Annotated in this window: 29 protein-coding genes; 18 read left to right on the plus strand and 11 right to left on the minus strand. The window is 54.0% G+C overall.

Annotation, left to right across the window (positions count from 1 at the left end):
- Positions 1 to 10: 10 nt before the first annotated feature.
- From scpA to DSD30_RS13355, 4 genes are all read left to right on the plus strand, one after another.
- Complete coding sequence (scpA, locus tag DSD30_RS13340; protein ID WP_114010150.1) at positions 11 to 2,155, plus strand: methylmalonyl-CoA mutase; 2,145 nt, start codon at positions 11 to 13, stop codon at positions 2,153 to 2,155.
- A gap of 138 nt (positions 2,156 to 2,293) precedes the next feature.
- Complete coding sequence (locus DSD30_RS13345) at positions 2,294 to 2,614, plus strand: heavy metal-binding domain-containing protein (protein WP_114010151.1); 321 nt, start codon at positions 2,294 to 2,296, stop codon at positions 2,612 to 2,614.
- Between the two features lie 47 nt (positions 2,615 to 2,661).
- Positions 2,662 to 3,249: an LOG family protein gene (locus DSD30_RS13350; protein WP_114010152.1), complete on the plus strand. Its 588-nt coding sequence runs from the start codon at positions 2,662 to 2,664 to the stop codon at positions 3,247 to 3,249.
- Positions 3,249 to 3,734 (plus strand): GNAT family N-acetyltransferase, encoded by a 486-nt coding sequence (locus DSD30_RS13355; RefSeq protein ID WP_157967702.1) that lies wholly within the window; start codon positions 3,249 to 3,251, stop codon positions 3,732 to 3,734. The genes DSD30_RS13350 and DSD30_RS13355 overlap by 1 nt, the downstream gene beginning before the upstream one ends.
- Here the strand turns inward: DSD30_RS13355 and DSD30_RS13360 are convergent.
- On the minus strand, positions 3,731 to 4,402 hold the full coding sequence (locus tag DSD30_RS13360; RefSeq protein ID WP_114010154.1) for a haloacid dehalogenase type II: 672 nt from the start codon (positions 4,400 to 4,402) through the stop codon (positions 3,731 to 3,733). The genes DSD30_RS13355 and DSD30_RS13360 overlap by 4 nt on opposite strands.
- A gap of 23 nt (positions 4,403 to 4,425) precedes the next feature.
- Positions 4,426 to 4,725 carry a hypothetical protein gene (locus DSD30_RS21560; protein WP_157967703.1) on the minus strand — a complete coding sequence of 100 codons (300 nt, stop codon included), beginning with the start codon at positions 4,723 to 4,725 and terminating at the stop codon, positions 4,426 to 4,428.
- A gap of 157 nt (positions 4,726 to 4,882) precedes the next feature.
- Between DSD30_RS21560 and DSD30_RS13365 the strand changes: the two genes are divergently transcribed.
- Positions 4,883 to 5,737 (plus strand): branched-chain amino acid aminotransferase, encoded by an 855-nt coding sequence (locus DSD30_RS13365; protein ID WP_114010155.1) that lies wholly within the window; start codon positions 4,883 to 4,885, stop codon positions 5,735 to 5,737.
- Positions 5,738 to 6,031: 294 nt separating this feature from the next.
- Positions 6,032 to 6,379 (plus strand): hypothetical protein, encoded by a 348-nt coding sequence (locus tag DSD30_RS13370; RefSeq protein ID WP_157967704.1) that lies wholly within the window; start codon positions 6,032 to 6,034, stop codon positions 6,377 to 6,379.
- Between the two features lie 123 nt (positions 6,380 to 6,502).
- Here DSD30_RS13370 and DSD30_RS13375 read toward each other — a convergent pair whose 3' ends face one another.
- The 3 genes from DSD30_RS13375 to DSD30_RS21565 all read right to left on the minus strand — a co-directional run bounded on the left by DSD30_RS13375 (position 6,503) and on the right by DSD30_RS21565 (position 9,190).
- A complete protein-coding gene (locus tag DSD30_RS13375) occupies positions 6,503 to 7,102 on the minus strand; it encodes a superoxide dismutase (RefSeq protein ID WP_114010157.1) in 600 nt (199 codons plus the stop codon).
- Positions 7,103 to 7,318: 216 nt separating this feature from the next.
- Positions 7,319 to 8,395, minus strand: a complete 1,077-nt coding sequence (locus DSD30_RS13380; RefSeq protein WP_114010158.1) for a glycosyltransferase family 4 protein — start codon at positions 8,393 to 8,395, stop codon at positions 7,319 to 7,321.
- A 39-nt stretch (positions 8,396 to 8,434) separates the two neighbouring features.
- Positions 8,435 to 9,190 carry a hypothetical protein gene (locus DSD30_RS21565; protein ID WP_157967705.1) on the minus strand — a complete coding sequence of 252 codons (756 nt, stop codon included), beginning with the start codon at positions 9,188 to 9,190 and terminating at the stop codon, positions 8,435 to 8,437.
- Between the two features lie 45 nt (positions 9,191 to 9,235).
- Between DSD30_RS21565 and DSD30_RS21570 the strand changes: the two genes are divergently transcribed.
- Entirely contained in the window at positions 9,236 to 9,826 is a 591-nt protein-coding gene (locus DSD30_RS21570; RefSeq protein ID WP_157967706.1) for a GNAT family N-acetyltransferase, read from the plus strand.
- Between the two features lie 67 nt (positions 9,827 to 9,893).
- On the opposite strand, the gene DSD30_RS13390 is transcribed toward DSD30_RS21570, so the two are convergent.
- Both DSD30_RS13390 and DSD30_RS13395 read right to left on the minus strand, forming a co-directional pair.
- Positions 9,894 to 12,014, minus strand: a complete 2,121-nt coding sequence (locus tag DSD30_RS13390) for a S9 family peptidase (protein WP_114010160.1) — start codon at positions 12,012 to 12,014, stop codon at positions 9,894 to 9,896.
- Between the two features lie 93 nt (positions 12,015 to 12,107).
- Positions 12,108 to 12,617, minus strand: a complete 510-nt coding sequence (locus tag DSD30_RS13395) for a GNAT family N-acetyltransferase (RefSeq protein ID WP_114010161.1) — start codon at positions 12,615 to 12,617, stop codon at positions 12,108 to 12,110.
- 94 nt (positions 12,618 to 12,711) lie between these two features.
- On the opposite strand from DSD30_RS13395, the gene DSD30_RS13400 reads away from it, so the two are divergent.
- Positions 12,712 to 13,047: a 5-carboxymethyl-2-hydroxymuconate Delta-isomerase gene (locus DSD30_RS13400; protein WP_114010162.1), complete on the plus strand. Its 336-nt coding sequence runs from the start codon at positions 12,712 to 12,714 to the stop codon at positions 13,045 to 13,047.
- Between the two features lie 228 nt (positions 13,048 to 13,275).
- On the opposite strand, the gene DSD30_RS13405 is transcribed toward DSD30_RS13400, so the two are convergent.
- Together DSD30_RS13405 and msrB are read right to left on the minus strand one after the other, a co-directional pair.
- Entirely contained in the window at positions 13,276 to 13,806 is a 531-nt protein-coding gene (locus tag DSD30_RS13405; RefSeq protein WP_157967707.1) for a DUF3592 domain-containing protein, read from the minus strand.
- A 182-nt stretch (positions 13,807 to 13,988) separates the two neighbouring features.
- Positions 13,989 to 14,384, minus strand: a complete 396-nt coding sequence (gene msrB / locus DSD30_RS13410; RefSeq protein WP_114010164.1) for a peptide-methionine (R)-S-oxide reductase MsrB — start codon at positions 14,382 to 14,384, stop codon at positions 13,989 to 13,991.
- A gap of 567 nt (positions 14,385 to 14,951) precedes the next feature.
- On the opposite strand from msrB, the gene DSD30_RS13415 reads away from it, so the two are divergent.
- The 8 genes from DSD30_RS13415 to DSD30_RS13450 all read left to right on the plus strand — a co-directional run bounded on the left by DSD30_RS13415 (position 14,952) and on the right by DSD30_RS13450 (position 21,758).
- Positions 14,952 to 17,366, plus strand: coding sequence for a putative monovalent cation/H+ antiporter subunit A (locus DSD30_RS13415; RefSeq protein ID WP_114010165.1), 2,415 nt, complete (start codon positions 14,952 to 14,954; stop codon positions 17,364 to 17,366).
- Positions 17,363 to 17,773, plus strand: a complete 411-nt coding sequence (locus DSD30_RS13420; protein ID WP_114010166.1) for a Na+/H+ antiporter subunit B — start codon at positions 17,363 to 17,365, stop codon at positions 17,771 to 17,773. The genes DSD30_RS13415 and DSD30_RS13420 overlap by 4 nt, the downstream gene beginning before the upstream one ends.
- A gap of 6 nt (positions 17,774 to 17,779) precedes the next feature.
- Positions 17,780 to 18,157 carry a Na+/H+ antiporter subunit C gene (locus DSD30_RS13425; RefSeq protein WP_114010167.1) on the plus strand — a complete coding sequence of 126 codons (378 nt, stop codon included), beginning with the start codon at positions 17,780 to 17,782 and terminating at the stop codon, positions 18,155 to 18,157.
- 14 nt (positions 18,158 to 18,171) lie between these two features.
- A complete protein-coding gene (locus DSD30_RS13430; protein ID WP_114010168.1) occupies positions 18,172 to 19,872 on the plus strand; it encodes a Na+/H+ antiporter subunit D in 1,701 nt (566 codons plus the stop codon).
- Positions 19,872 to 20,348: a Na+/H+ antiporter subunit E gene (locus tag DSD30_RS13435; protein WP_114010169.1), complete on the plus strand. Its 477-nt coding sequence runs from the start codon at positions 19,872 to 19,874 to the stop codon at positions 20,346 to 20,348. Before DSD30_RS13430 ends, DSD30_RS13435 begins: the two co-directional genes overlap by 1 nt.
- A complete protein-coding gene (locus tag DSD30_RS13440; RefSeq protein ID WP_114010170.1) occupies positions 20,345 to 20,704 on the plus strand; it encodes a cation:proton antiporter in 360 nt (119 codons plus the stop codon). Before DSD30_RS13435 ends, DSD30_RS13440 begins: the two co-directional genes overlap by 4 nt.
- Positions 20,701 to 21,051, plus strand: coding sequence for a monovalent cation/H(+) antiporter subunit G (gene mnhG, locus DSD30_RS13445; RefSeq protein ID WP_114010171.1), 351 nt, complete (start codon positions 20,701 to 20,703; stop codon positions 21,049 to 21,051). Before DSD30_RS13440 ends, mnhG begins: the two co-directional genes overlap by 4 nt.
- 293 nt (positions 21,052 to 21,344) lie before the next feature.
- Complete coding sequence (locus DSD30_RS13450) at positions 21,345 to 21,758, plus strand: Ros/MucR family transcriptional regulator (RefSeq protein ID WP_114010172.1); 414 nt, start codon at positions 21,345 to 21,347, stop codon at positions 21,756 to 21,758.
- 83 nt (positions 21,759 to 21,841) lie between these two features.
- On the opposite strand, the gene DSD30_RS21895 is transcribed toward DSD30_RS13450, so the two are convergent.
- Complete coding sequence (locus DSD30_RS21895; protein WP_245418469.1) at positions 21,842 to 22,240, minus strand: DUF6477 family protein; 399 nt, start codon at positions 22,238 to 22,240, stop codon at positions 21,842 to 21,844.
- A 242-nt stretch (positions 22,241 to 22,482) separates the two neighbouring features.
- Between DSD30_RS21895 and DSD30_RS13460 the strand changes: the two genes are divergently transcribed.
- Both DSD30_RS13460 and DSD30_RS13465 read left to right on the plus strand, forming a co-directional pair.
- Positions 22,483 to 22,890: a helix-turn-helix domain-containing protein gene (locus DSD30_RS13460; RefSeq protein ID WP_114010173.1), complete on the plus strand. Its 408-nt coding sequence runs from the start codon at positions 22,483 to 22,485 to the stop codon at positions 22,888 to 22,890.
- A 41-nt stretch (positions 22,891 to 22,931) separates the two neighbouring features.
- Positions 22,932 to 23,762: a DUF6456 domain-containing protein gene (locus DSD30_RS13465; protein ID WP_245418470.1), complete on the plus strand. Its 831-nt coding sequence runs from the start codon at positions 22,932 to 22,934 to the stop codon at positions 23,760 to 23,762.
- Between the two features lie 14 nt (positions 23,763 to 23,776).
- Here DSD30_RS13465 and DSD30_RS13470 read toward each other — a convergent pair whose 3' ends face one another.
- On the minus strand, positions 23,777 to 24,196 hold the full coding sequence (locus DSD30_RS13470; protein ID WP_114010461.1) for a SufE family protein: 420 nt from the start codon (positions 24,194 to 24,196) through the stop codon (positions 23,777 to 23,779).
- Between the last annotated feature and the right edge of the window lie 251 nt (positions 24,197 to 24,447).

The raw sequence follows: 24,447 nt of genomic DNA on the forward strand, positions 1-24,447 counted from the left end.
AACTTGAATTATGAGCAAACTCCCTAATTTTGCCGACGTCGCATTCAAGCCTGAAGGCCCAGTGGCCAATGGCTCCGACGCTTCCTGGATGACCCCTGAGGGCATCGCAGTGAAGAACACCTACACCGATGCTGACATCGCATCCTACGACTTCCTGGACAGCTACCCAGGTATGGCTCCGTTCGCTCGTGGCCCATACCCGACCATGTATACCCAGCGTCCTTGGACTGTTCGTCAGTATGCCGGTTTCTCCACCGCTGAAGAATCCAACGCATTCTACCGTCGTAACCTGGCCGCTGGTCAGAAAGGTCTCTCCATCGCGTTTGACCTTGCAACCCACCGCGGTTACGACTCTGATCACCCTCGCGTGGTCGGTGACGTTGGTATGGCTGGTGTGGCCATCGACAGCATCTACGACATGCGCACCCTGTTCGACGGTATTCCGCTCGACAAGATGTCCGTGTCCATGACCATGAACGGCGCCGTTCTTCCAGTTCTGGCTCTGTACATCACCGCAGCTGAAGAGCAGGGCGTAGACCAGAAGTTGCTGGCCGGTACCATTCAGAACGACATTCTGAAAGAGTTCATGGTCCGTAACACCTACATCTATCCACCAGCACCTTCCATGCGCATCATTTCGGACATCTTTGCGTACACCTCGCAGAACATGCCGAAATTCAACTCGATCTCGATCTCCGGTTACCACATGCAAGAAGCAGGTGCGACCGCTGACCTCGAGCTGGCATACACCATCGCCGATGGTCTGGAATACATCAAGTCTGGTGTAGAAACCGGCCTCGACGTTGATGCCTTCGCACCGCGCCTGTCCTTCTTCTGGGCAATTGGCATGAACTTCTTCATGGAAGTTGCCAAAATGCGCGCTGGTCGTCTGGTATGGGCGAAATTGGTCAAGGAACGCTTCAATCCGAAGAATCCTAAATCCTACTCCCTGCGTACCCACTCCCAGACTTCTGGTTGGTCTTTGACCGCTCAGGACGTTTACAACAACATCGGTCGTACCGCGATCGAAGCAATGGGTGCGACCCAGGGCCACACGCAGTCCCTGCACACCAACGCGCTTGACGAAGCACTGGCTCTGCCAACTGACTTCTCTGCTCGTATTGCTCGTAACACCCAGCTGTTCCTGCAGCAGGAAAGCGGCACCACCAAAGTGATCGACCCATGGGGTGGCTCCAACTATGTTGAGAAACTGACTGCCGAGCTGGTAGAAAAAGTACTCAAGCATATCGAGGAAGTCGACGAACTGGGCGGCATGGCAAAAGCCATCGAATCTGGTGTTCCTAAGCTTCGCATCGAAGAAGCTTCTGCGAAAACTCAGGCTCGCATCGACTCCGGTTCCCAGACCGTTGTTGGCGTGAACAAGTATGTTCCAGAAGTTGACGAGCAGATCGAAGTTCTTAAAGTGGAAAATACGGTTGTTCGTCAGCAGCAGCTTGAAAAACTCGAGCGCCTGCGGGCCGAGCGTAGTCAGGCTGATGTCGACTCCGCTCTGACCGCTCTGACCAACGCATGTGCGGCTGGCGATGGCAACTTGCTTGACCTCTCCGTGAAAGCTGCTCGCGTTAAGGCAACTGTTGGTGAGATCTCCGACGCTATCGAGAAAGTCGTTGGCCGTCACAAAGCAGAGATCAAGTCCATCTCCGGTGTCTACCGTAAAGAGGCTGCTGCGATGTCCGACAAAATCGAGAAGATCGAAAAACTGGTTGCTGACTTCGAGAAAAACGACGGTCGTCGTCCTCGTATCCTCATCGCCAAAATGGGCCAGGACGGCCACGATCGCGGCCAGAAAGTGGTTGCATCCGGCTTTGCTGACCTCGGCTTCGACGTTGATATCGGACCTCTCTTCCAGACCCCAGAAGAATCTGGCCGTCAGGCAGTTGAAAACGACGTTCACGTCGTAGCAGCTTCCTCTCTGGCAGCTGGTCACCTGACCCTGGTTCCTGCTCTGAAGAAAGTGCTCGAAGACGAAGGTCGTGGCGACATCATGATCGTTGCTGGTGGTGTTATTCCTCCACAGGATTACGATGCTCTCTACGAAGCTGGCGCTGCAGCGATCTACGCTCCAGGCACCGTGATTGCAGACTCCGCAATCGACGTGATCGAAAAACTCAACGAGCGTCTCGGCTACAAATAAGTCGCCCAACGTTCGAACGAGATAGGAAAGCCGCCCCACGGGGCGGCTTTCTTTTTATCTGGCATCTTGATCCCCTTGTCACAGATCCCACCTATGGATGATCCAAGCCGCATTCAGCAGCCATAGGGGGATACATCCATGCTGATCACCACCACCGATAATGTCGAAGGCCACCAGATCGTTGACTATAAAGGCATGGTCAATGGCGAGGCCATTCTGGGTGCCAACGTCTTCAAGGACTTTTTTGCCGGAATCCGAGATATCGTCGGTGGTCGGGCCGGAGCCTATGAAGGCGAGTTGCAAAAGGCGCGGGACATTGCCCTTGACGAAATGACCGAATATGCCCAGCGCCTCGGAGCCAATGCTGTGATTGGCGTTGACGTGGATTATGAAACGGTCGGTGAGCGTGGCTCGATGCTGATGGTCGCAGCCTCTGGTACTGCTGTCGTCATCAAGTAACGAATCTGCAATAGTCTCACGCAAACAGAACAGACAAGAGACTTGCCATGAAGAGCATCTGCATTTTTTGCGGCGCCAGTTGGGGCCGCAAGAAGGAATTTGAACAAGCTGCCATCACCCTATCGAAGGAAATCGTGCGCAGAGGTTACCGCGTCGTTTATGGCGGCTCCTCGGTTGGTCTGATGGGCGTCGTCGCCGATGCCGCATTGGAAGCGGGTGGCGAAGTGATTGGGGTCCTGCCCGATGCCTTGATGCGCAAGGAAGTCGACCACAAAGGCCTCACCGAGCTGCATATTGTCGACAGTATGCATACCCGTAAAGCCATGATGGTCGAACTGTCCGATGGTTTTGTCTCGCTCCCCGGTGGGGCAGGGACCATGGACGAAATGTTCGAGGTCTGGACATGGGGCATGCTCGGTTGGCACGGCAAGCCATCTGCGTTGCTCAATGTCGATGGATATTATGACCATCTCATCAAGTTCTTCGACAACATGGTGGCCGAAGCCTTTGTCAAGCAAGGCCACCGCGATATGCTGATTGTTGAGGAACAGGTGACCGCATTGCTCGATCGCATGGAGGGCTATCAAGCCCCTCAGAATGTCGGCAAATGGATCACCAAGGAAAGCCTGACCTGATGACTGGTCTCCAGACTCTCGACTTCATTCGCCTGTCCGAACTGCCAGACCTTGCCGCACCATGCGCCGCCTTTCATGCGGATTTGAGCGGTGATGACAGCATAGAGGGCTATGAAATGCGCTTGGCTGCCTTCCGCAAGCTGGCGCTTGATGGTGAGCAGGAAGATGCGATTGTCGCTTACCGGGCAGACGGGGAGAAGGAAGGGCAGATTGTCGGGCTCGCGGCTCTGGTCCAGACCGATACCGAAGCCTTTGACGATCTTGGACCTTGGATTTCAGGCATCTCGGTTGCCCCTGATCTGAAAGGCTCGTCTCTGGCCCTCGATCTGGTCGAGAAGGTCGAGGCCATCGCCCGTGACTATGGCTTCGAAGAGCTGTTCATCGCCACTGGAGAGCCGGACCTGCACCGGACCAGCGGCTATCAGAAGATCGAGCCATTCGACAAGAACGGCTCGGAATTCTGGGTGTTGGGCAAGGCGCTTTAAAGATTCAGAAGCCCTGTCAGATCCTTCAGCTGCGCCAAGGGTGAGAAGTCGCGATACTCATCTGGTTGGCCGGTCCTGTTGATCCAGACCGTCTGGAAGCCATAGGCGCTCGCCCCGGCAATGTCCCAGCGGTTTGAAGACTGGAAAGACACCGCACTGGGGAAACAGCGAAAGGCAGTGGTCACCAGATCGTAGGTCGCCGGCTTTGTCTTGAAGGTGCGAATGCCATCGACCGACAGGACATGATCAAACAGGTCGCCAAGACCATTGCGCTCCACTGCCGACGACAGCATGGCGGGTGAGCCATTGGACAGAATCGCCAGTTCTTTCCCGCTTCCCTTCAGCTGCTCAAGAATGGTGCGCACTTCTTCATAGGCATCCAGCTCCTCATAGGCCGCCAACAAATCGCCGCGCACAGCACGGTCAACTTCGGGATATTTGCTAAAAGTAAAGTCGAGTGCGCGCTCGGTCAGAGCCCAAAAGTCGACATAACGCTCCATCAGGGCATAGATCCAGCTATATTCCAGTTGCTTTAGTCGCCACAGATCGGAAAATGCCTGTGCGTCTGGACCGAGACGATCGCCATGGCGGCGCACGGCAGAATGAACATCAAACAAGGTCCCATAGGCGTCAAATACGAAAATGGAGCATGGATCCTGTCCCGCCATGTCTCTCTCCCCCTTTTTTATCGTCAGGTTCTTTTTTTATTCAGGTTGGCTTTGCCTTCAGGCCGAAAGCCATTTTGACTTGTTGCCTCGGCGCCGCAAATAACAGGGCCGGAGCGGAAAGGCAGAGTTGCCCATGGTTGACCATATTTCAAGGGGGCAAAGGGTCGTAGGCACCCCATAGGCGAGATGGTGGGGTAAAAGTGCGTAGTTTGAGAAGGTTTCTTGCGCTTTCTTTGCTCTTTCAACAGAAGAGAGAATGATTTGCACCTTATTTCATCAATAGACAGGAATGTCTTGACCTCTGCGCCCAGTTTGGTTTCCATTCAGATCTGAAAAATATCCTGCCATGCCTGCCGAAAGGCACCCCGGACACATCGCAATGCAAAGGATCAGGCCGGCTCCCGTGAAGGGTCAAAGGCCGGGAAAGTACCTGTATGCGCGAACCAGACAAGGCATGGGACAACAACTGAGGGAAAGACGATGACGGAATTTTCAAAAACCTGGACCTGGTACAAAGGGGAATGGCATGAAGGCAATCCGCCACTGATGGGCCCTCGGGCCCACGCCTTCTGGCTTGGCTCGACGGTTTTTGACGGCGCCCGCGTGTTTGACGGTGTGATGCCTGATCTCGACCTTCATTGTGGTCGCACCAACGATTCGGCCTCGGCTCTTGGTATGAATCCGACCATGCAGGTTGGTGAAATGATGGAGCTGACCAAGGAAGGCGCGGCCAAATTCGACGCAGGCTCTGCCATCTATGTGCGCCCGACCTATTGGGCCGTTGGGCAGGGCAATGGTGTCATCGCCGCCCATCCTGATGAAATCGACTTTTGCCTGACGCTGTTCGATGCCCCCCTGAACAAGACTGGCAGCATCAGTGTCGGCACCACCTCATTCCGTCGCCCGACAATTGAAACCATGCCGGTCAACGCCAAGGCAGCCTGCCTCTATCCCAACAATGCTCGCTGTCTCAACGAAGCCATTGCCAATGGATTTGACAATGCGCTTGTTTGCGACATGTTGGGCAATGTGGCTGAACTGGCCACCGCCAACGTCTTCATCGTCAAGGACGGCATCGTCAAGACCCCGATCCCGAATGGGACATTCCTCAATGGCATCACCCGCCAGCGTGTCATCAAGCTGCTTCGGGAAGCCGGCGAAACCGTGGTCGAATGTACCCTGAAGCCGCAGGATTGCCTTGAGGCTGACGAAATGTTCTCGACGGGGAACTATTCCAAGGTCACCCCGATCCACACATTCTGTGATCGTGAGCTTGGTATCGGCCCCATCGCCGAACGTGCGCGTGCGCTCTATTGGGACTATGCCCACAAATAGAGGGCCAATGGAGCGTGAAAATTGGGCATTCACAAAGGGGAGCATTGCTCTCCTTTTTTTGTTCTTGGAGTTATTGCATCCGTTAACATCCAGTTGGGCTATTGCCCAGCTTTTGACATTTTGCTGATCTAGATATCCAGTGAGCGTCAGGAATGGACTGCCATTCTTGACAGGTTTCTGATCCTTGCAGTCTGCACCACGCCCATTGTGGCATGCCTGTCGGTCAAGTCAGGATCACGAAGACAGAATATTGAAGAGGTCCATCCCCGGATCTCTAATCTCAGGAGCTTGATTTTGGCGAGAAAGAGTCTTTATGCGTTTCTCTCATTGGCAATCACGCTCTCGGTCATAGCCGGACCGATGGTCATGCTCTCCTTGCCATCGCTCGCTGCCCAGCGCCCCAATCCCAAACCGGAAAAGTGCTTCGCGCTGGCCAAGCAAATCGGAGCCTCGCGGGTCTGGTGGGGGCGCCATGTAGGCTCGCGCGAGCGAGACACGATGTTTGACTGGGGGCCGCGCCGGGAATATTTCAATGCAATCGGCTGTTTCAAGAGCCGTCAGGATTGTGAGAATTGGCTTTATTGGAAGCGCACCGAATTTTATGACTTCCACGCCATCAAACCCTGCCGGCGCGGGCTCTGAGAGAGCGAAATTGGCTGAGGTGCAGCAGGCGAAGTAGAACAAGACAAAAAGAAACCCCGCCTCTTGAAGAGACGGGGTTTTCCTGTTTCTGAGGTCGTCAGTCAGAGACAGGTGCTTTTTCCCTTAGGAAGCAGCTTCCAGAAGCTCGGCGACATAGTCCCAGTTGATGAGATTGTCGAACCATGCTTCGAGATATTTCGGACGCGCATTCCGGTAGTCGATGTAATAGGAATGCTCCCAAACGTCACAGCCCAAGAGCGGCACGCCACCATGCACCAGCGGGTTTTCGCCGTTCGGGGTCTTGGTGACAGCCAGTTTGCCGTCAACCAGAGCTAACCAGCACCAGCCAGAACCGAACTGGGTCAGACCAGCATTGATGAAGTCGGCGCGGAACTTGTCCATGCCACCCAGATCAGATTCGATCTTTGCGGCCAGAGCGCCCGGTACACCAGCTTCCTTGGCGACCGGCTTCATCCATTTCCAAAAATGGATATGGTTGTAATGCTGAGCCGCATTGTTGAACAGGCCCGGATTTTTGCCGTAGCTTTCCTTGACGACTTCTTCGAGGCTCTTGCCTTCCAGACCGGAATCCTTCAGCAGGTTGTTGCCGTTGGTGACATAGGCAAGGTGATGCTTGTCATGGTGAAATTCGAGCGTTTCAGCGGACATGAAGTCACCGAGCGCGTCATAGGAATAAGGAAGTTCGGGAAGTTCAAAAGCCATCGAATATCTCCTTGTCGAAAAGCCAGCATCTCCGGGAAGGTTTTGCTGTTTGATTTAGGTCAAAATAGGGTCAAAGCGGTCCGAGAACAAGGGGGCAAGGTCAATTCTTCGACGAACTGCTAAAAAATTCACAATTGAAAAGAAAGAGATAGAGCAATTATTGCGTCTCTTTTGAGATGTGGCATCAAAATGGCTGCGGTCGTGCCTTCAAGGCACTCATCGCCCAGAGCGCGAAAGCAGCAGATTCTGCAATCGATAGGAAAAATGAGCACGTGAAAAATCCTCTTCGCGGATTCTCTCATAGCATGCCTTCTTGATGCGGTAGATATGCGCCCGATCGTCAAGCAACTCCTGAAGTTGTACCGCCAACATAAAAGCATCATCAATTGGCACCAAAGGCGCCACCATGCCACCTTTGAGAATATCCATCGCACCATTGGTGCAGGTGGCAACACAGGCAAGACCCGCATCCATCATACTGCACAAGTCAAGCGAGTAGGCAGTATCCCTTGAGGTCAGACAAAAAAGATCGATGCTGTTGGCCAACTCATAGCTCGATGCCACTCCGACAAACTCGATGAAGGGGGCGATATGATCCGCCAGTTCCTTCATGTCATGCTCGGTCGGTCCATTGCCAGCAACGACAAAGTGGATCTCCGGATGGCTCTGCTTGAGCAATTGCGCCATGTGAATGAAAACCCCAAGCCCGTCCCCCTCAAGGAAAGGAGCGGAGGTGCCGATGCGCAGCGGGGTCTGCTCGTCGGGCAAGGTTTTGACGCTATCAAACCGGCATTCATAGGGATAGGGCAGAACTTCAATCGGCGGACCATCCTCGATCAGGTCTTTCGCAAGGTCGGCAATGCCGGAATTCAGGACAATGATCTGGTTGGCTGCGCTGAAGCGCTCAACCTGATCATCGTGGCAAATGCCGACCACCTTGCGGGCAATCACCCCAAGACCGCGACAGGCATAGCCCTCATGAGTCAGCGCTATATCATAGCGCCAGCGCCGCATAGCAGTCAGGATCGGCCACAATTGGGGCGTGCGCATCAGCAGCTTGCGGGCAAAGTCAGACAGGGGATGCAACGTTAACCCCTCGGCTCGTGCCCTGTCTGCCAACCGTGAGCCATTGGGAGCTATAATCGTGATGTCAAACTGCTGTGCGTCCAGCAACTCATCGAGATACAGCATGTAGGCCGCCTCGGCGAGAGCGGCGTCCGCACGGTCCGGCGCAAAAAACAGTAGGCTCGGACGGTGGGCTGCCTGTTCATTGGCCATGACATCTTTATGCATAACGCTAACAACCTGAAGAACGCGCCCACAGAAGGCGAATCACACTGAAGTTCCGACAATGGCCTGATATGGCAGGTTTGCACAAATGCTGCAACACAGTCTGTGGTGCCCAGGCGTCTCACGAGCATGAACAAGCCAGTATGGAGTATCAGCTGCCATATTCTCTTTTCCCCAAGGCCGTTTGGCTTTCGTTAACCCTAAAGCCCTTTCTTTCTTGCGATCCGCAGGAGGGAAACATTCGGAAACACAATCTGAAGGTTTTTCGCCTAACTTTTGGGCAGACACCAGATGGTGGCTCAGGCGACGGACGTGGGGAGATATGTCGTGCCCAACAGGCATTGTTTTAAAATAGAATATCTTGATGCATTTGATTTTCTGAGCGAAGAATTTCAGACCTTGTATGAGACAAGCAACGCAACGGTGTTCCAGCATCCGTTGTGGCTGCATCTGATGTATCAGAATCTCATTCCCAAATGCGGCGTTGATCCCGTCATCATAACGGTTCGTGACCCAAACAATGGCAGCTTGAAATCTGTGCTGCCGCTGGTGCGCAGTTCCTATGTGGGACTGAGTTGTATCGAGCCTGCAGATTTGGGGATTTGCGACTATAATGCGGCGATCACGGTCAAGGAACTTGGCGACGATTTGCTTTCCGATGACAGGTTGCGAGAGAAGATTATCAATGAACTGCGCCCGGTTCATTTGATCTTTTTCCGGAAAGTCTCGAAAAGTTGTGAGGTCATAGAGCAGATGCTCGGTGAAGGCGACGTTGGAGTAATGGAAAGCTGCGCTCATGACGTCGACCTTTTCGCCCCGTATGAGGATTGGAAGAAGGCAATCATGTCTTCAAGCTTTCGTAAGACCTTGCGGCGCAATCGACGCAAGTTGGAAGAGTTCGGCGAAGTTTCCTATGAAGTGCTTGATGACCCAATAGAAATTCAGCTGGCAATGGATCTGATGCGCGAGCAGCGATCCGCGCGCTATGACGACGACCTGTTCCAGCAGGATGCTTTCTTTGACTTCTATTCGAAGGTTGCCAAGGAAGGGGCCCGGATCGGTCTGGCCCAAACATCGATCCTGCGTGCCGGGGGCGATGTTGTTGCAGTGGAATTTGGCCTGATCCATAACCATTGCTACCACTTCATTCTCGGAGGCATCACGGAAGGGCGGTATGCCAAATTGTCGCCGGGTATCCTGGCCATGGACTATGTGCTCGAATTTCGGGCCGAGCAAGGCGACCGTCGTGCGGACTTTACCATCGGGGATGAAGCCTACAAGGCACGCTTTGGGGCAACTCCAACCCCGCTCAAGCATATGGCGCAGGCTGAAAGCCTGATGGGATCATTGGCGCTTCAAGCCTATAATCAGGGCGGTCTGATCAAGACCATTGCCAAGAAGGTTGTCAACATGACCAGTCAACGCTTTGGTTGATCGCCATCGCTGAAGCCAAAATAAAAAAGCCGCCCAACATGGGGCGGCTTTTGTTTTTTGGGGGCCATCAGAGCTTGCCGCTGATCTTCAGAGCAAAGGCATATTCAAGTGCCGTTTCCTTCAGGCGATCAAAGCGCCCGGACGCGCCCGCATGACCGCTGTCCATATTGATCTTCAGCAGCAGCAAATTGTCGTCCTGTCGCTTTTCGCGCAGCTTGGCGACCCATTTTGCAGGCTCCCAATAGGTTACCCGAGGATCGGTCAATCCACCAACAGCCAGGATGGCCGGATAGGACTGTTCCCTGACCTGGTCATAGGGGCTGTAGGCTGCGATCGTGCGGTAGTCTTCTTCCGAAGCGATGGGATTGCCCCATTCTGGCCATTCTGGCGGAGTGAGGGGCAGCGTGTCATCGAGCATCGTGTTGAGCACATCGACGAACGGCACCAAAGCCAGAATGCCAGAGAAAAGATCCGGTGCCATATTGGCAACCGCCCCCATCAGCATACCGCCAGCCGATCCGCCTTCAGCCACAATCCGGCCGCGCGCGGTATATCCTTGTTCGACGAGGAACTCCCCTGCAGCAATAAAGTCCTTGAAGGTGTTTGGTTTCTTCTCGCGTTTGCCGTTGGAGTACCAGGCAAAGCCCTTCTCCTTGCCTCCGCGAATATGCGCAATGGCATAGACAAAACCGCGATCCACCAGTGAGAGCGCATTGGTCGAGAAACTGGCCGGAATGGAAATGCCGTAGGATCCGTAGCCATATAACAGGCACGGAGCCGAACCATCGAGCGGCGTATCCTTGCGATAGAGCAGGGTGACTGGCACCTCGACACCATCATGACTGGCAGCCATCAGGCGACGGGTGACATACTGTGAGGCATCATGTCCTGACGGGATCTCCTGTTCCTTGCGCAGGGTCCGCGACCGGCTGGCCATGTTATAATCATAGGTACGCGAAGGGGTCGTCATCGAGCTGTAGCTGAAGCGGATCACGTCGGTGTCAAACTCGAGCGAGCCTCCCAGCCCGAGCGCATAGGCCTCTTCCTCGAAGGCAATGGCATGTTGCGCGCCGTTGGCGATGTTGCGGATCTGAATCCGGGGCAGGCCATTGGCCCGCTCCATCCAGACCAAATGGCGCTTGAATATTTCATGGCTGAGGATCAACCGGCCCGGCTCATGGGCAATCATGTCTTGCCAATGCTCACGGCCCGACTGGGTCGGCGCAGCGGTGACCAGCTTGAAGTCCTCCGCTCCATCCGCATTGGTGAGAATATAGAGGATCCCCATGCCCTCATCGACGCTATATTCGATGCCAGACTCGCGAGCGGCAATCAATCGGGCCTTGGCCTCATTGTCCCGTGCGTCAAGCAAATAGCATTCACTGGTCTCATGGTCATGGCAGTCGATGATGATGTGATTGCCCGACTGGCTTTTGCCAATGCCGACAAAGAAACCGGGATCCTGCTCTTCATAGATCAGTGCGTCATCGCTTTGGGCTGTGCCGATCTTGTGGCGGAACACTTTGCAGGGGCGGTGGTTGTCATCGAGCCATGTATAATAGAAATGGCTGCTGTCCGCACTCCATATTGCTCCACCAGTGGTGCCTTCGATCTGATCAGACAAATCCTCACCGGTCGCCAGATTGCGCACCCGGATGGTGAAATACTCTGACCCCTTGGTGTCCACTGCCCAGGCAAGGCGCGCATGATCCGGGCTGTGAGCGGTCGACGCCAGCCGGAAAAAGGCATGCCCTTCCGCTTCCTTGTTGCCATCGAACAGGATCACTTCGTCGCCGCCTTCGCGCGGGGTGCGAACCACCAGAGGATATTGCCCGCCTTCAATGAAGCGCGAGCTGTAGGCAAAGGGACCGTCAGGGGAGGGAACGGAGCTGTCATCCTGCTTGATGCGCCCCTTCATCTCCTCGAACAAGGCATTTTGCAGGGTTTCCGTGTCAGCCATTTCCTGATTGGTATAGGCGTTTTCGGCCTCCAGGTAGGATTCAATGGCGTCGGGCAAGACCTCTCGGCCCTGATGCATAACCTCCTGCCAATTGTCCGCCCTGAGCCAGGCATAGGCGTCGGTCATTTCGATGCCATGATGGGTAACGCTGTAAGCGCGCTTCTCGGCGCGGGGAGCATCAAGCGGATAGGCGGCCTTGGTGGCTTTAGAAGCGGAAAACTGAGACATTATGCTTTCTTTGTTTCGGGTCCATTCGTGAAGTCCAGAGGTAAGGTCTCGCAGTACATTCTGCAAGCGCCCGCCTTGCGGCGCATCTGTTGTTCACGGGCTTTTGTTCAAATGGCGATAGACGAGGTCCTGTGGCTCTGGTCTTGCTGCATCCGGGTCGGGAACGGCCCCCATTCGCTCTGCAAGGCGCCGGGACCGGTCATTGGCCGGGTCCATGTAGCTGACAAGGCTTTGAAGCCCCAAAGAGGCGAAAGCCCAGTCCCGGAAAGCGCAGGCGGCTTCAAAGGCATAGCCTCGACCTTCTGCATGCGGATAGACAAACCAGCCCAATTCTTTTTCAGCAAAAAGCGGGCCATGATTGATGCCAACCTGACCGACGCACAGGCCGGTTTCTTTCTCCTCGATCATCAGGGCTCCGTGGCCAAAGAGCGGCCAGTTGGCGACATCATGGCAGAACATGCCCCATGCTGCAGCTATATCATGCGGCCCTCCCATATACTGGGCGCGGCTTGACTGCATCAGGGCAGAATAGTCTGGCCAATCCGAGATCATCATGGGACGTAGCCGTAAACGAGCGGTCTCGATTTCTGGGATCGGTGTCATCAAATTCGCTTTGCTGAAAAGTCTGTATTGAAAAGTCAGGTATAAATGCTAGCTATAAGAGCCTCAGGGACAAGCCGCAAGGAGGAGCAATCCGATGCCGCATATGGTAATTTCTTACGCCAAGCCGATTGAAGAAAAAGTTGATATCGCAAAAATGGTTCAACTTGTCTGGGACACAGCCGACAAGACCGGTTTGTTCAATCCCGCTGCTATCAAGGTGCGCGCCCTGCCGGTGGAACACTTTTTGACTGCCAATACAGATCAGCCCTTCATTCATATCGATGCAAAATTGTTTGCCGGACGCACCGATGCGCAGAAACAGGCGATGATTCAGGATCTGTTCAATGCGTTGAAAGGGCTGGTGCCTGACACGGTTTCGCTTAGTGTCGAGGCCATCGACATGGACCAATCCAACTATATAAAAAGCTGACTCACAGCGTGTGAGGCATGGTGAAGTAAGGCGAGATCCAGTTTCCACTCGTTTGGCTGGTGACGGTGTTGGCGACGCTGTGTCCGAGACAGCATCGCTGGCGGAGTGGGAGGCACTCTGAATGACCTTTCCGCTTTGCAAGGGTTCGGCAACTGATCGGGATTGGATAGCCAGAGTGATCGGCCGGTGGATCGGATCCCGCAATGCCGCGCAAATTCAGACAGCCATTCAGGCCGATTTGGCCTGACGTGCAACGCGCCGTCGCAGCAGGGTGATCAGGAAAATGGCCGTGGTCGTCAAGCCAATTGCAAGTCCTGCGGAAATGGCCTGCAACGGCCCGATCGTGTCTGACTTTCTCAATACGCTCTCAGCAGGTGCCTCAGGATTGTAATAGACGGTCACTTCGGAGCCTTGTGCCAGATCCTCGATCTCCGTTTCCGCAACCCCTTTCAAGGTGCGGTCCGGATGATGACGGCTCAGCTCAGTCCCGATCAGGAACGAACCGTCCACCTCATAGCGATAGCGCACCTGCGGCTGGAACATTTCCATCTTGGAGCCGTCTGCTTTTGTGGTTTCGATGCTGCCGACACTCACTGCCACAATCTGCCCCTTGCTCGTCTTCCAGTTTTCCGGGATCTGGGCTTCCTGATAGCCGATATAGCCAAGTCCCGCATAGACAAAGGCCCCAAACATAATGGCCAGCAGGGGCAATAGGACAAGAAGAGAAGAAGAGCGGCGAGGGGAAGTGTCTTGGGTCATGTTCCTGTCCAGCAAGTGCGAGTCGAACGCCATTCCCACGCTGAAAAAAGCGTGGGTGCAGATGGCGCGACTGTACCCGCCTCAAGGCGAAATGCAATGCCAAATAGGCCGGATGCTCAGGATCGGTAACAACTTGCGTCGAAGACCGAAGGACCGATGGATGGCAGAAGCGGTGAGCGCCTTCACGCCTCGGGTTCGAACTGCAGGGCCACCCCGTTCATGCAATAGCGTAGACCGGTCGGTGCGGGGCCGTCGTCGAACACATGGCCCAAATGGCTGTCGCAATCGGCACAGCGTATTTCGGTCCGTTTCATGAAGAGCTTGCGGTCGACATGCTCGGTGACAGCTTCCGCATTCGCCGGTGCATAAAAGCTCGGCCAACCGCTGCCGGACTCATATTTGGTGCCCGAATGAAAGAGCAAATTGCCGCATGCTACGCAATGATAATGCCCGTCCCGCTTTTCAGCATTCAGCGGCGATGTGCCGGCCCGCTCCGTGCCATGCTGGCGTGTAATTCTATACTGCTCGTCCGTCAAAAGGGACTTCCAGTCAGCATCGCTCTTTTCGATTTTGCTCATGATCTCCTCACCCTCATTTTTTTCGTTTCTGCATATTGTACTCACCGAAAAACGACAAATATACAATCTGTTACCGGACCGATACGGGATCCTTGTCAGGACTTGCGAGAAATCTGGCAGATTTTGCGCAGGTCCTATTTGTATCTGATCCATTCTACCACTGCATAACCTAGAGGTCGTTTCACGCTTTTTCACATATCAGATATTACGTGTATATACTTGGTGTTGGATTGAAGTGAATCGGAGAAAAGGAGAAGATCTTTAATTCCGAAACGGAAGGTTTTTTGTCAAAGAATGCGCAATAAGTCGAATTTGTGTAATTTTTTTGCTTTGTTTTATTGAATGGCTAACGGTTGAGGCTTTACCAATAGCGCAAAGGGCAGCATCCTTTGGTTCTAACACTAGAAAATGCGAATCTGTGAAACAAGCAGTTGCTACTGACTTGTGAGACTTGAAACTGCGAGGTTTGAGGTCTGACCAAGATGGAACGGGGCAGGTGCCCAGCGCGATTCAGGGGGGAGCCTGGGGCGCGAATAACAGACAAAGAAGCTGAATGGGGTTTGACGCATGGCGTTTGAATTCAGTGATGGATTATACTTTGCGATGGCTGCGCCCTTTGTCGCGGCTTTGATTGCGCCTCACTTATGGAGATTGATGGGTCACAATGCAGCATGGCTGCTGGCTCTCGTGCCCGCCTCGATCTTTGTCTATCTCTGCGGTTTTATCGAATTGGTGGCTCACGAAGGCGTTGGAGTGAAGCCGACCCCCATCACCTGGTTGCCGCAATACAATATTCAGTATTCGCTGTTTGTTGACGGGCTGAGTTTGCTCTTTGCCCTGCTGATTTCCGGCATTGGTATCTTCATCATTCTCTATGCGGGCGGCTTTTTGCGCAAGCATCCAGAGCAGGGGCGCTTCTTTTGCTTTCTGTTTCTCTTCATGGGGTCAATGCTGGGTGTGGTTCTTGCCGATAACCTTCTGACCTTATTTACCTATTGGGAGCTGACGTCCATCACGTCCTTCCTGCTGATCGGGTTCAACCATCTCAAGCGAGCGTCCCGGCGTGCGGCCATGCAGGCCTTGGTGATCACTGGCGGCGGCGGGTTGGCTCTGCTGCCCGGCCTCATTCTCATGGGCTATGCTGGTGGCACCATGGAAATGAGCGAGTTGATTGTGATCGGCGACGTTCTGCGCGAACACTCGCTCTATGTCCCGATGTTGATTCTGATCCTGCTGGGTGCGTTCACCAAATCGGCTCAATATCCGTTCCATTCCTGGCTGCGCAATGCGATGGAAGCGCCAACTCCGGTCTCCGCCTATCTCCATTCCGCGACGATGGTCAAGGCGGGAGTGTATTTCCTGATGCGCGTCCATCCGGTGATGGGCAGCACCGAATTGTGGATGTATACCCTGCAAATCGTTGGCGGCTTTACCATGCTGATGGGCACGCGCATGGCTCTGCGCCAACTCGATCTGAAGAAGGCACTGGCCTACACCACCATCGCCTCGCTTGGCCTGCTGGTTATGCTCGTCGGCACCTCGTCTGAAGCGGCCATTGCCGGTGCTGTGCTGTATCTCTTCGCCCACGCCTTGGCCAAAGGTGGCCTATTCATGATGGTCGGGACCATCACTGACAAATGCGGCACATCTGAAATCGCCGAATTGCGAGGTCTGCGCCACAAAATGCCGATCACATTCGTCGCGGCAAATCTGGGCGCGATGTCTGTTGGCGGCATCTATCCCTTCCTGGGCTTTGTTGCCAAGGAAGAGATCTATCGCGGACTGCAAGGTGGCTCATGGAACGAAATCCTGCTGACCATCATCGCAGTGGCCGGTAATTCGATGATGTTCGCGGCCGTTTTTGTGGTGTCGCTGAAACCATTCCTTGGCGAGGAAACCGAAAAGATGAAAGGCGCTCTGAAGGATTTTCAGCGCGGCCCGTGGTTGCTGTTGATCGGCCCGATAGCCCTGTCTTCGCTTGGTCTCCTTTTCATGTTCATCGGCCCGTTCCTCAGCGATAATTTGCTGACCCCGATGCTCTATTCGGTGCTTGGATACCATTCCTCGGCCAAATTGACCTTCGCGGTCCATTTCAATGAAGCGCTGATCCTGTCTCTGGTGACGATTGCTGGCGGTATCTTCATCTATTACGAGGCTGACTATATTCGCAGCATCCGCCAAGGGATTATTCGCACGATTGGCAAGGGGCCTGACGACTTTTTCGACACCTTTGTCACCGGCTTGATCCGCTTTTCTGCGCGTGTCACCCGTTTGTTGCAGACCGGCAATCTGGAAGTGTATCTGGCCGCAACCTTCGTTGTCGCCGCCGGCACCATGCTGACGCCAATGATCCTGTTTGACGAACTGCCCGACTGGCCCTCCATGCCGTCATTGCACTTTTACGAGTGGGCCGTGGTGTTACTCGCAGTCGTTGGACTGTTTGCGGTCATCATAGCCAAGACCCGACTGACAGCGATCATTTCGCTGGGCATTCAGGGTTTCTCGGTTGCTCTGATCTTCCTGATGTTCGGTGCGCCCGATCTGGCTTTCACCCAGTTCATGGTCGAAACCCTTTCTGTTGTCATCATTGCTCTGGTGATGAACCGGCTGTCGCTGGAAGAAAGGGACAAGCGACCGCTCGCCCAGACCGTTGGCGATTCCGCTGTGGCCATTGTCGTTGGTGGGTGCCTTGGCTTGCTGCTGATGTCTGTTACGCAAGGCTCCTTCGATACCAGCCTTCCAAACTTCTTTACCGACTATAGCCGCGTCATCGCCCATGGCCGCAACATCGTCAATGTCATCATCGTCGACTTCCGTGGCCTTGATACGCTGGGCGAGATCGCCGTGGTGATGATCACAGCACTCTGCGTCTTCACTCTGACCCTTGGTACCGCCAAGCAGTTCCGCGGCGGGCAGGGGGCAAAGGATGCCGCATTGCCGTCGACACAACAATCTCAGGATCAGAAGGGGGCGGATCAATGAACACTCTGATTTTCAGAACCATTGCGCCATTCATCGCCGCGCTGATGGTCCTCTTTTCGATCTTTGTCACCTTGCGTGGCCACAATGATCCCGGCGGTGGGTTTATTGGTGGCCTGATCGCAGCCTCTGCCTTCGCCATGTATGGCATTGCAGCGGGTGTTGAGAATGTGAGGCGTGCGCTCTACTTCCAACCGCTGAGTGTGGCTGCCTTTGGCTTGATGCTTTCGGCCCTGTCCGGTCTGTTGTCGATCACCCAAGGAATGCCATTTTTGACCAGTCAGTGGGCCTTCCCTTCCATCCTCGGGGTGGAAGTGGCTTTGTCGACACCACTCTTTTTCGATCTCGGGGTTTATTTCGTCGTTCTGGGCGGCATCACCTCAATCGCGCTGAAGTTGGAGGAGGAATAAGGCACCATGGAAACCATTCTCTCTATCCTGGTTGGCGTTTTCTTCTCCGTCAGCGTCTATCTGATGACCTCGCGGTATCTCATTCGCATCATTCTGGGCATTGCCATTCTAGGCAATGCGGTCAACCTGACGATCTTTACGTCCGGGCGATTGATGCGTGAAGTCCCGCCGATCATTCCGCTGGATGCGATGGTTCCCGCAGGGCCCACCGCCAATCCATTGCCGCAGGCACTGATCCTGACGGCGATCGTGATTTCCTTCTCATTCCTCGCCTTCCTGCTGGTGCTGGTCTATCGGGCCTATCAGGAATTGGGGACCGACGACGCAGTAGAGATGCGCGTGGCCGAACCGGCAGATGAAGACCTGCCGCCGGTAAGTTTCTAGGGAGACGCTGAGTTATGGCAGGAAATCTGGATCACGCCGTAGACTATTCTGCGGGCATGTTAATGGAAGCGACCCACATCGCGGACTGGCTGATCATTGCACCGATCATTCTGACGATCGTTGGTGGCGCCTTGCTTTTGATGCTGAGGGAAAAGACCAAACTGCATGGCGCTTTGGCGACCCTGATCATGGGCTTGCTGGTGCTGGTTGATGCCTTGTTGTTGGCGCGGGTGCTGGATGTCGGCCCTATTGCCATGACGATGGGACGCTGGCTGCCGCCCTTTGGTATCACCTTCACCGTTGATGCCTTCGGCGCTTTGATGGCTCTGATATCGGGCGTTGTGGCCCTTGCTGTTTGTATCTATTCACTGGTCGAGATTTCGGTCACCGGTCGCCGTTTCGGTTTCTATCCCTTGCTGATGCTCTTGATGACCGGGGTGACCGGCTCGTTCCTGACCGGCGATATCTTCAACCTCTATGTCTGGTTCGAGGTGATGCTGATCTCGTCCTTCGGTCTGCTGATCCTTGGTGGAGAACGGATCCAGCTCGACGGGGCGCTGAAATATGCCATTCTCAACCTGCTGGCAACAACCCTGTTCCTGATTGCCACCGGCTTGCTTTACGGTGCAGTTGGAAGCCTCAATATGGCTGACATTTCGCTGAAACTGCCCGCCGTACAGGAAGCAGGCGCACCGATCATCACCATCGGGGCGCTTTATTTCCTCGCCTTCGCCATGAAGGCTGCGGCCTTCCCGCTCAATTTCTGGCTCCCGGCCTCCTATCACACGCCCAATATCGTGGTGTCAGCCTTGTTTGGTGGTATCCTGACCAAGGTTGGCGTCTATGCCCTGATCCGGACGATGATCCTGTTGTTGCCGGACACCCGGATCATTTTGAGTGAAGTGATTGCCTGGGTGGCGGTCTTCACCATGATCTTTGGGGCTCTTGGCACATTGGCGCACAATGATATCCGCCGGGTCTTCGGCTATCTGGTCATTTCCGGTATCGGCCCCATGCTGGTCGGTGTCGCCCTTGGTTCGGAAGAAGCCATTTCCGGAGCCATCATGTATGCCGTCCATTCGATCATCGCGCTGACCGGGCTCTATCTCGCTTTCGGCATCCTGATGCGCAAGAATGGCGGAAAATACAATCTCTCCGACGTGGGGGGAGGCTACAAAGCCTCTGATGGCCTGTCGATCCTGTTTCTGGTCTTGGCCTTCGGGATTGTTGGCCTGCCACCATTCTCCGGTTTCTGGCCCAAATTCATCCTCGTCGATGCGAGCATTCATGCCGGTCATGGCTGGCTGGCCTTTGCCATCCTCTTCTCCGGTTTCCTGACCACCATCTCGGTTGGCCGCGTCTGGGCGCACGCTTTCTGGCGCGGTGGCCCCATCGGCACCACGGATGGCCAATTGGGCATGCCCTTGCAGGGTTTGACCAGATCGGTCCGCAGCAAAACCTACTTGCCGGTTGGTGCTTTGGTGGTGATTGTTTGTTTGATTGGGGTCTTTCCCTCGCCGCTGCTTTCCATCGTGCAGTCCGGTACCCAGTCGCTGCTAAATCCCGAGCGGTATGTCTCTGCGGTCTTTTCCGCAGCGACCGCACAGCAAAAGGCAAAACAGGCAGAGAAGGCACAACAGCCAAAAGACCATGAGGACACGGTCAAAGGCCATGACACCAAGACCGAGCCTATGAAACAGGAAGGAGCGCACTGATGCAGAATCTTCTTCTCGTCAATATCTTGCTGGCTTTGGTGTGGGCTGCCGTGAGCAGTTCCTTCACCGTTCCGAACCTGCTCTTTGGCTTCATGCTGGGTATGATCGTTCTGTTCATTCTGCGCGAACAGGTAGGTGCCTTCAGTTATCTGGGACGTGCTCGGCGGGTGCTGTCGCTTCTGATGCTGTTCCTGCGCGAACTAATGAAGTCCGCCTTCCGCGTCGCCAAATTGGCGCTGAGCCCCAAACTGGAATTGCGTCCCGGTTTCATCGCCTATGATCTGACCACTGACCGCGATATCGAAATCACCATTCTAGCCAACATGATCACCTTGACCCCCGGGACTTTGTCCGTCGACGTCTCCGACGACAAGAAAACACTCTATATTCATGCTGTTACTTTTGATGACCTTGAAGAGCTACGCTCCGAAATCCGTGACGGATTTGAGCGCAAGATCATGGAGGCATTCAGATGATGGAAGGTCTGACTTTTCTCGATATAATCATTTTACTCACCTTGGTGATCCTGTCGATTTCCTTCTTGTTGACCAGTGTCCGGATCATCAAAGGACCCAGTTTGTCCGACCGGATTGTCGGGCTGGATATGCTGGTGGCTGTTGGCATCGGTTTCATTGCAGTCTTCGGCGTGAAAACTGGCTATTTTCTCTATGTCGATATCGCGATTGCGCTTGGTCTGGTGGGGTTTTTGTCAACGGTTGCTTTCGCCCGTTTCGTCTTGCGTCACGGTGATGACTCCGTCTTCCATGACAAGAAAGAGGCCGCTGAGGCCGAGCAATTGGCAGAAAAAGCCAGAAAAGGGGATGCGTCATGATTCATGATTTCGTTGCCGGTTTGTTGTTGTTGATTGGGGCAGTCTTCATCTTGTCTGCATCCATCGGTCTTCTGCGGTTCCCCGACGTCTACACCCGTATGCATTCCGCTTCGAAGGCCGGGACCGTCGGGTCAGGCGTTCTGCTGCTGGCGCTCGCTGTCTATTCGATGGAGTTCAGCGTCGTTAGCCGAGCCTTGGCGGGAATAGCCTTTTTTCTGATTACCGCACCAATTTCTGCTCATCTGATTGCCCGTGTTGCCTATATCACAGGAACCAAACCATGGAAGGGCACGGTCATCGATGACTATGCTGCTAACGTCAATGAAAAGAAGCACAAACAGCCTTGATACCGTTAGGGAAGATGATGTAGAAAAAGTGGGGTGATCTGAAGGGATCTTCCCTTGAATTTATCTAATATGCTGTTTTCTCTGATTATAGTTTACTAATATTTTGCTTTGCATTGATGCGTTGCCCACAAGTGACCAAAGATTTGGTCGTTCTGTCTTGAAGTAAAAAGCGAGTTCCACTACTACTGTAGCAAATGCTTGCGGCTTTGCAGCCCCGCGTCAAAATGTTTAGCTCTAGCGTTTTCTCTCTCCACGAGAGATTGTGAGCAATTCAACAAGAAAGAATCCAAGAAATGTCGGAAAGCTCAGACAATAATGTGCTTATTGAACTGACCGCAGATATTGTGTCGGCCTATGTCAGCAACAATGCGGTCCCGGTGAACGATCTCTCGGGACTGATTGGTGACATTTACAAGGCACTGGAAGACACCAAGAAACCAGTGACCGAAGAAGTGGTCGAAGCTCCGAAACCAGCTGTAACCGTCAAGAAGTCGATTACACCTGATTTCATCATCTGTCTCGAAGATGGTAAGAAATTCAAGTCGCTCAAGCGGCATCTTCGCACCCATTACAATCTTTCCCCTGAAGAATATCGGGAAAAATGGGGCTTGCCTGCCGACTATCCAATGGTCGCGCCAAGCTATGCGGAAGCCCGTTCCAATCTGGCCAAGAAAATGGGCCTGGGACAACAGCGTCGTAAGAAATAGGTCTGCTCTCCAGCAGACGTCAGACAAGCTATGGAAAGGCAGCCTCTGGGCTGCCTTTTTTGTTTCGCGATCAAAGGACGCGCTCAATCCCGGCCTTTGCGCCTTTCATGCATCAGCCGCAGTTTTTCAGCCCGCAGCGCCTGACTTAGGCCGATGTGACGCGCGAGAGAATAGCGCCAATGACCCGTTCGGCCGCGGGCTCGCTCTCCTTTGACCAGCAGTGTCAGTTTTTGCAGCACTGCTTTGGATGACACCCGGTCCAGCCGGTCGATATCTGCCGGAAACAGATGTAAAAGACCCGGCAGATCTCGCCGACGATCGTAGATCTTCTCCCCGTGTCGCAAGCTTTGCTCCACTAGGTCAGGGCAGACAGCTTGTTTGGATGCAAATGGTTCGAGGAGTCGGTGGGCGGGGACAAGATCGCATTGCGCTGAAGCTTGTCCCTGCGCGCAGTCGTTGCGCCAATCCGTGCGTTTTGTCATACACACAGTGTCTACTGCAACCAAAGGGCGAGTATAAAGTGAGTGTTCGTATGACAGATTTCTTACATGAACAGCCGGGTTAACTGTCTGAAAAACAGAAATATTCACTTTATCAACGAGCTGAAGAATAAATTTTCAAAAAAATTTTAAGCCACAACTTATACCGAATGCACGTTAAAGTAGTATTGTCAGGGGTAAATTTTCCTAACAATTCTTTCGGATGGCAATAAGGGAGACTAATCATGAATATGCAGCTAAACAGCACACCTGCTGATAGTGAACTACGGTCTGTTGAACCAAGGGGATTTCTGGACCACGACAGAACAATCCCGGCATTGGTGATTGTCGATGAATTGGTGGCTCGCACCTACCGCATGCCGCGTTCGGCACTTTATGCAGATACCCGTTGCCGCAAAACGGTCGCCTTTGCTCGACAGGTTGCCATGTATCTCGCTCATGTCAGCCTCAGTTACCCCTTGAAACAGATTGCCGGCCATTATGGGCGCGATCGGACCACGGTCGCCTATGCCTGCCGGGTCGTTGAGGATCGTCGGGAGGAAGAAGAGACTGAACTGCTGATCAACAGCCTTGAAAGCGCCCTTGAAACCATGATGCTGATCACACCTCTGACCTGCCGGAGGCCAAAATGAACAGACGCAAGACGGAGAAGATGCACTCAAAGGGGAAACCGATGATGCGACCTTGTCTGTCTGTCTTGTCGGCAGATGAAGTGCGGCTGCTCAAAGCTTGCCTCAAGTCCAAGGCGGCCGGGGTGAAAGCCAAAGAACCAGCTGTTCTGCACGATTTGCTGAGCAAAGGCTGCCTGAAGCAAGAGGGTGAGCAGATTTCCGTTACACCGGAAGGACGACAGGCCTTGCGTCGCGCGCAGCTGGCAAAGGAAGAAGATCTGATCTTTGCCGCTCAACATCAAGTCCGCACACGGATGGTCAAGGATCCAGCAAACAACGATGTGTCCGACATGGACAGGGGGCAGCCTTTGCCCAAAGGCGCTGAGCATCAGCCCCGCCCATGGATCAATCGCAAGGAAAGTCCGCTGGCAGCACTGGCTCTGCGCAAGAAGCCAGATGGTAACCCGATGCTGTCTTCCTCTCAATTTGAAGCGGGCGAACGCTTTAGATTGGATTTTGAACGGGGACAAATGGCCCCGATGATGGGGATCAATTGGGATAAGCTCGGCAAAGCGGGCGGTGGAAAGGGGCAGGGGTCATTCGGGCGTATTGAGATCAGCGACAATGCCATGGGAGCCCGTCAACGCTTCAGCCAAGCCGCCCTTTACGTGGGTGACGAACTGTTCGGAATTCTGGTTGACTTTTGTTGTTTCCTGAAAGGGCTCGAAACCATTGAGAGGGAGCGGCAATGGCCAGCCCGGTCCGCAAAACAGATCCTCTCATTGGCCCTTGATCGCCTTGCCCGTCACTATGGCTTGTCTGAAAAAGCGCAGGGGCCTTTGCAAAATCTCATTCGACACTGGGGAACGGAAGACTACCGCCCGCAAGTCTGACCGAAGGGCGCCCCTCAGGCAGAAAGGGCGGTCTGTGCATCGGTCTTGATACGCCCGATCATTGCTGAGAGGCCGTTCGAACGCTGTGGCGTCAGATGGTCTCTTAGGCCGATCTGGTCGAAGACTGCTTCTGCATCAATGCCAACAATGTCTTTTGCTGGTTTGCCCGAGAAGGTTGCCAATGCGATCGCAACCAGACCTTTGACGATATGGGCGTCGCTGTCGCCCTTGAAGGTCAGAATCGGATTGGCGCTGTCCCCTGATTGTTCGGTCTTCAACCAAACCTGTGAGACACAGCCTTGAACCTTGTTGGCATCATTCATCTCTTCTTCTGCCAACGGCTCCAGTTCCCGGCCCAGCTCGATAACATAGCGATATCTTTCCTCCCAATCCTCGATGAAGGAAAAATTCTCGATCAACTCTTCGACGGTCATGGGCATGGTGGTGCAGTCTCTTCCTTTGGGCCTTTGTCCGCAGAGCAGACTAAACAAGCCTGTCACGACGAGCAAGATGCAGGAAGACAAAGACGAAAAGAAAAAGCGCCGAAATGAAAGGGCAATTTCATTTCGGCGCGGCCACTGGCCCAGTGGGACGAGTATGGTCAGTCTCCTGAAGGGACCTGAGTGATGAGGTGGTTGTCATGGGTTTGACATAGTGGTCTCATCAGGGGTCTGACCCGGGGAAA

The sequence above is a fragment of the Cohaesibacter intestini genome, assembly GCF_003324485.1.
In the GTDB taxonomy this organism is placed as follows: domain Bacteria; phylum Pseudomonadota; class Alphaproteobacteria; order Rhizobiales; family Cohaesibacteraceae; genus Cohaesibacter; species Cohaesibacter intestini.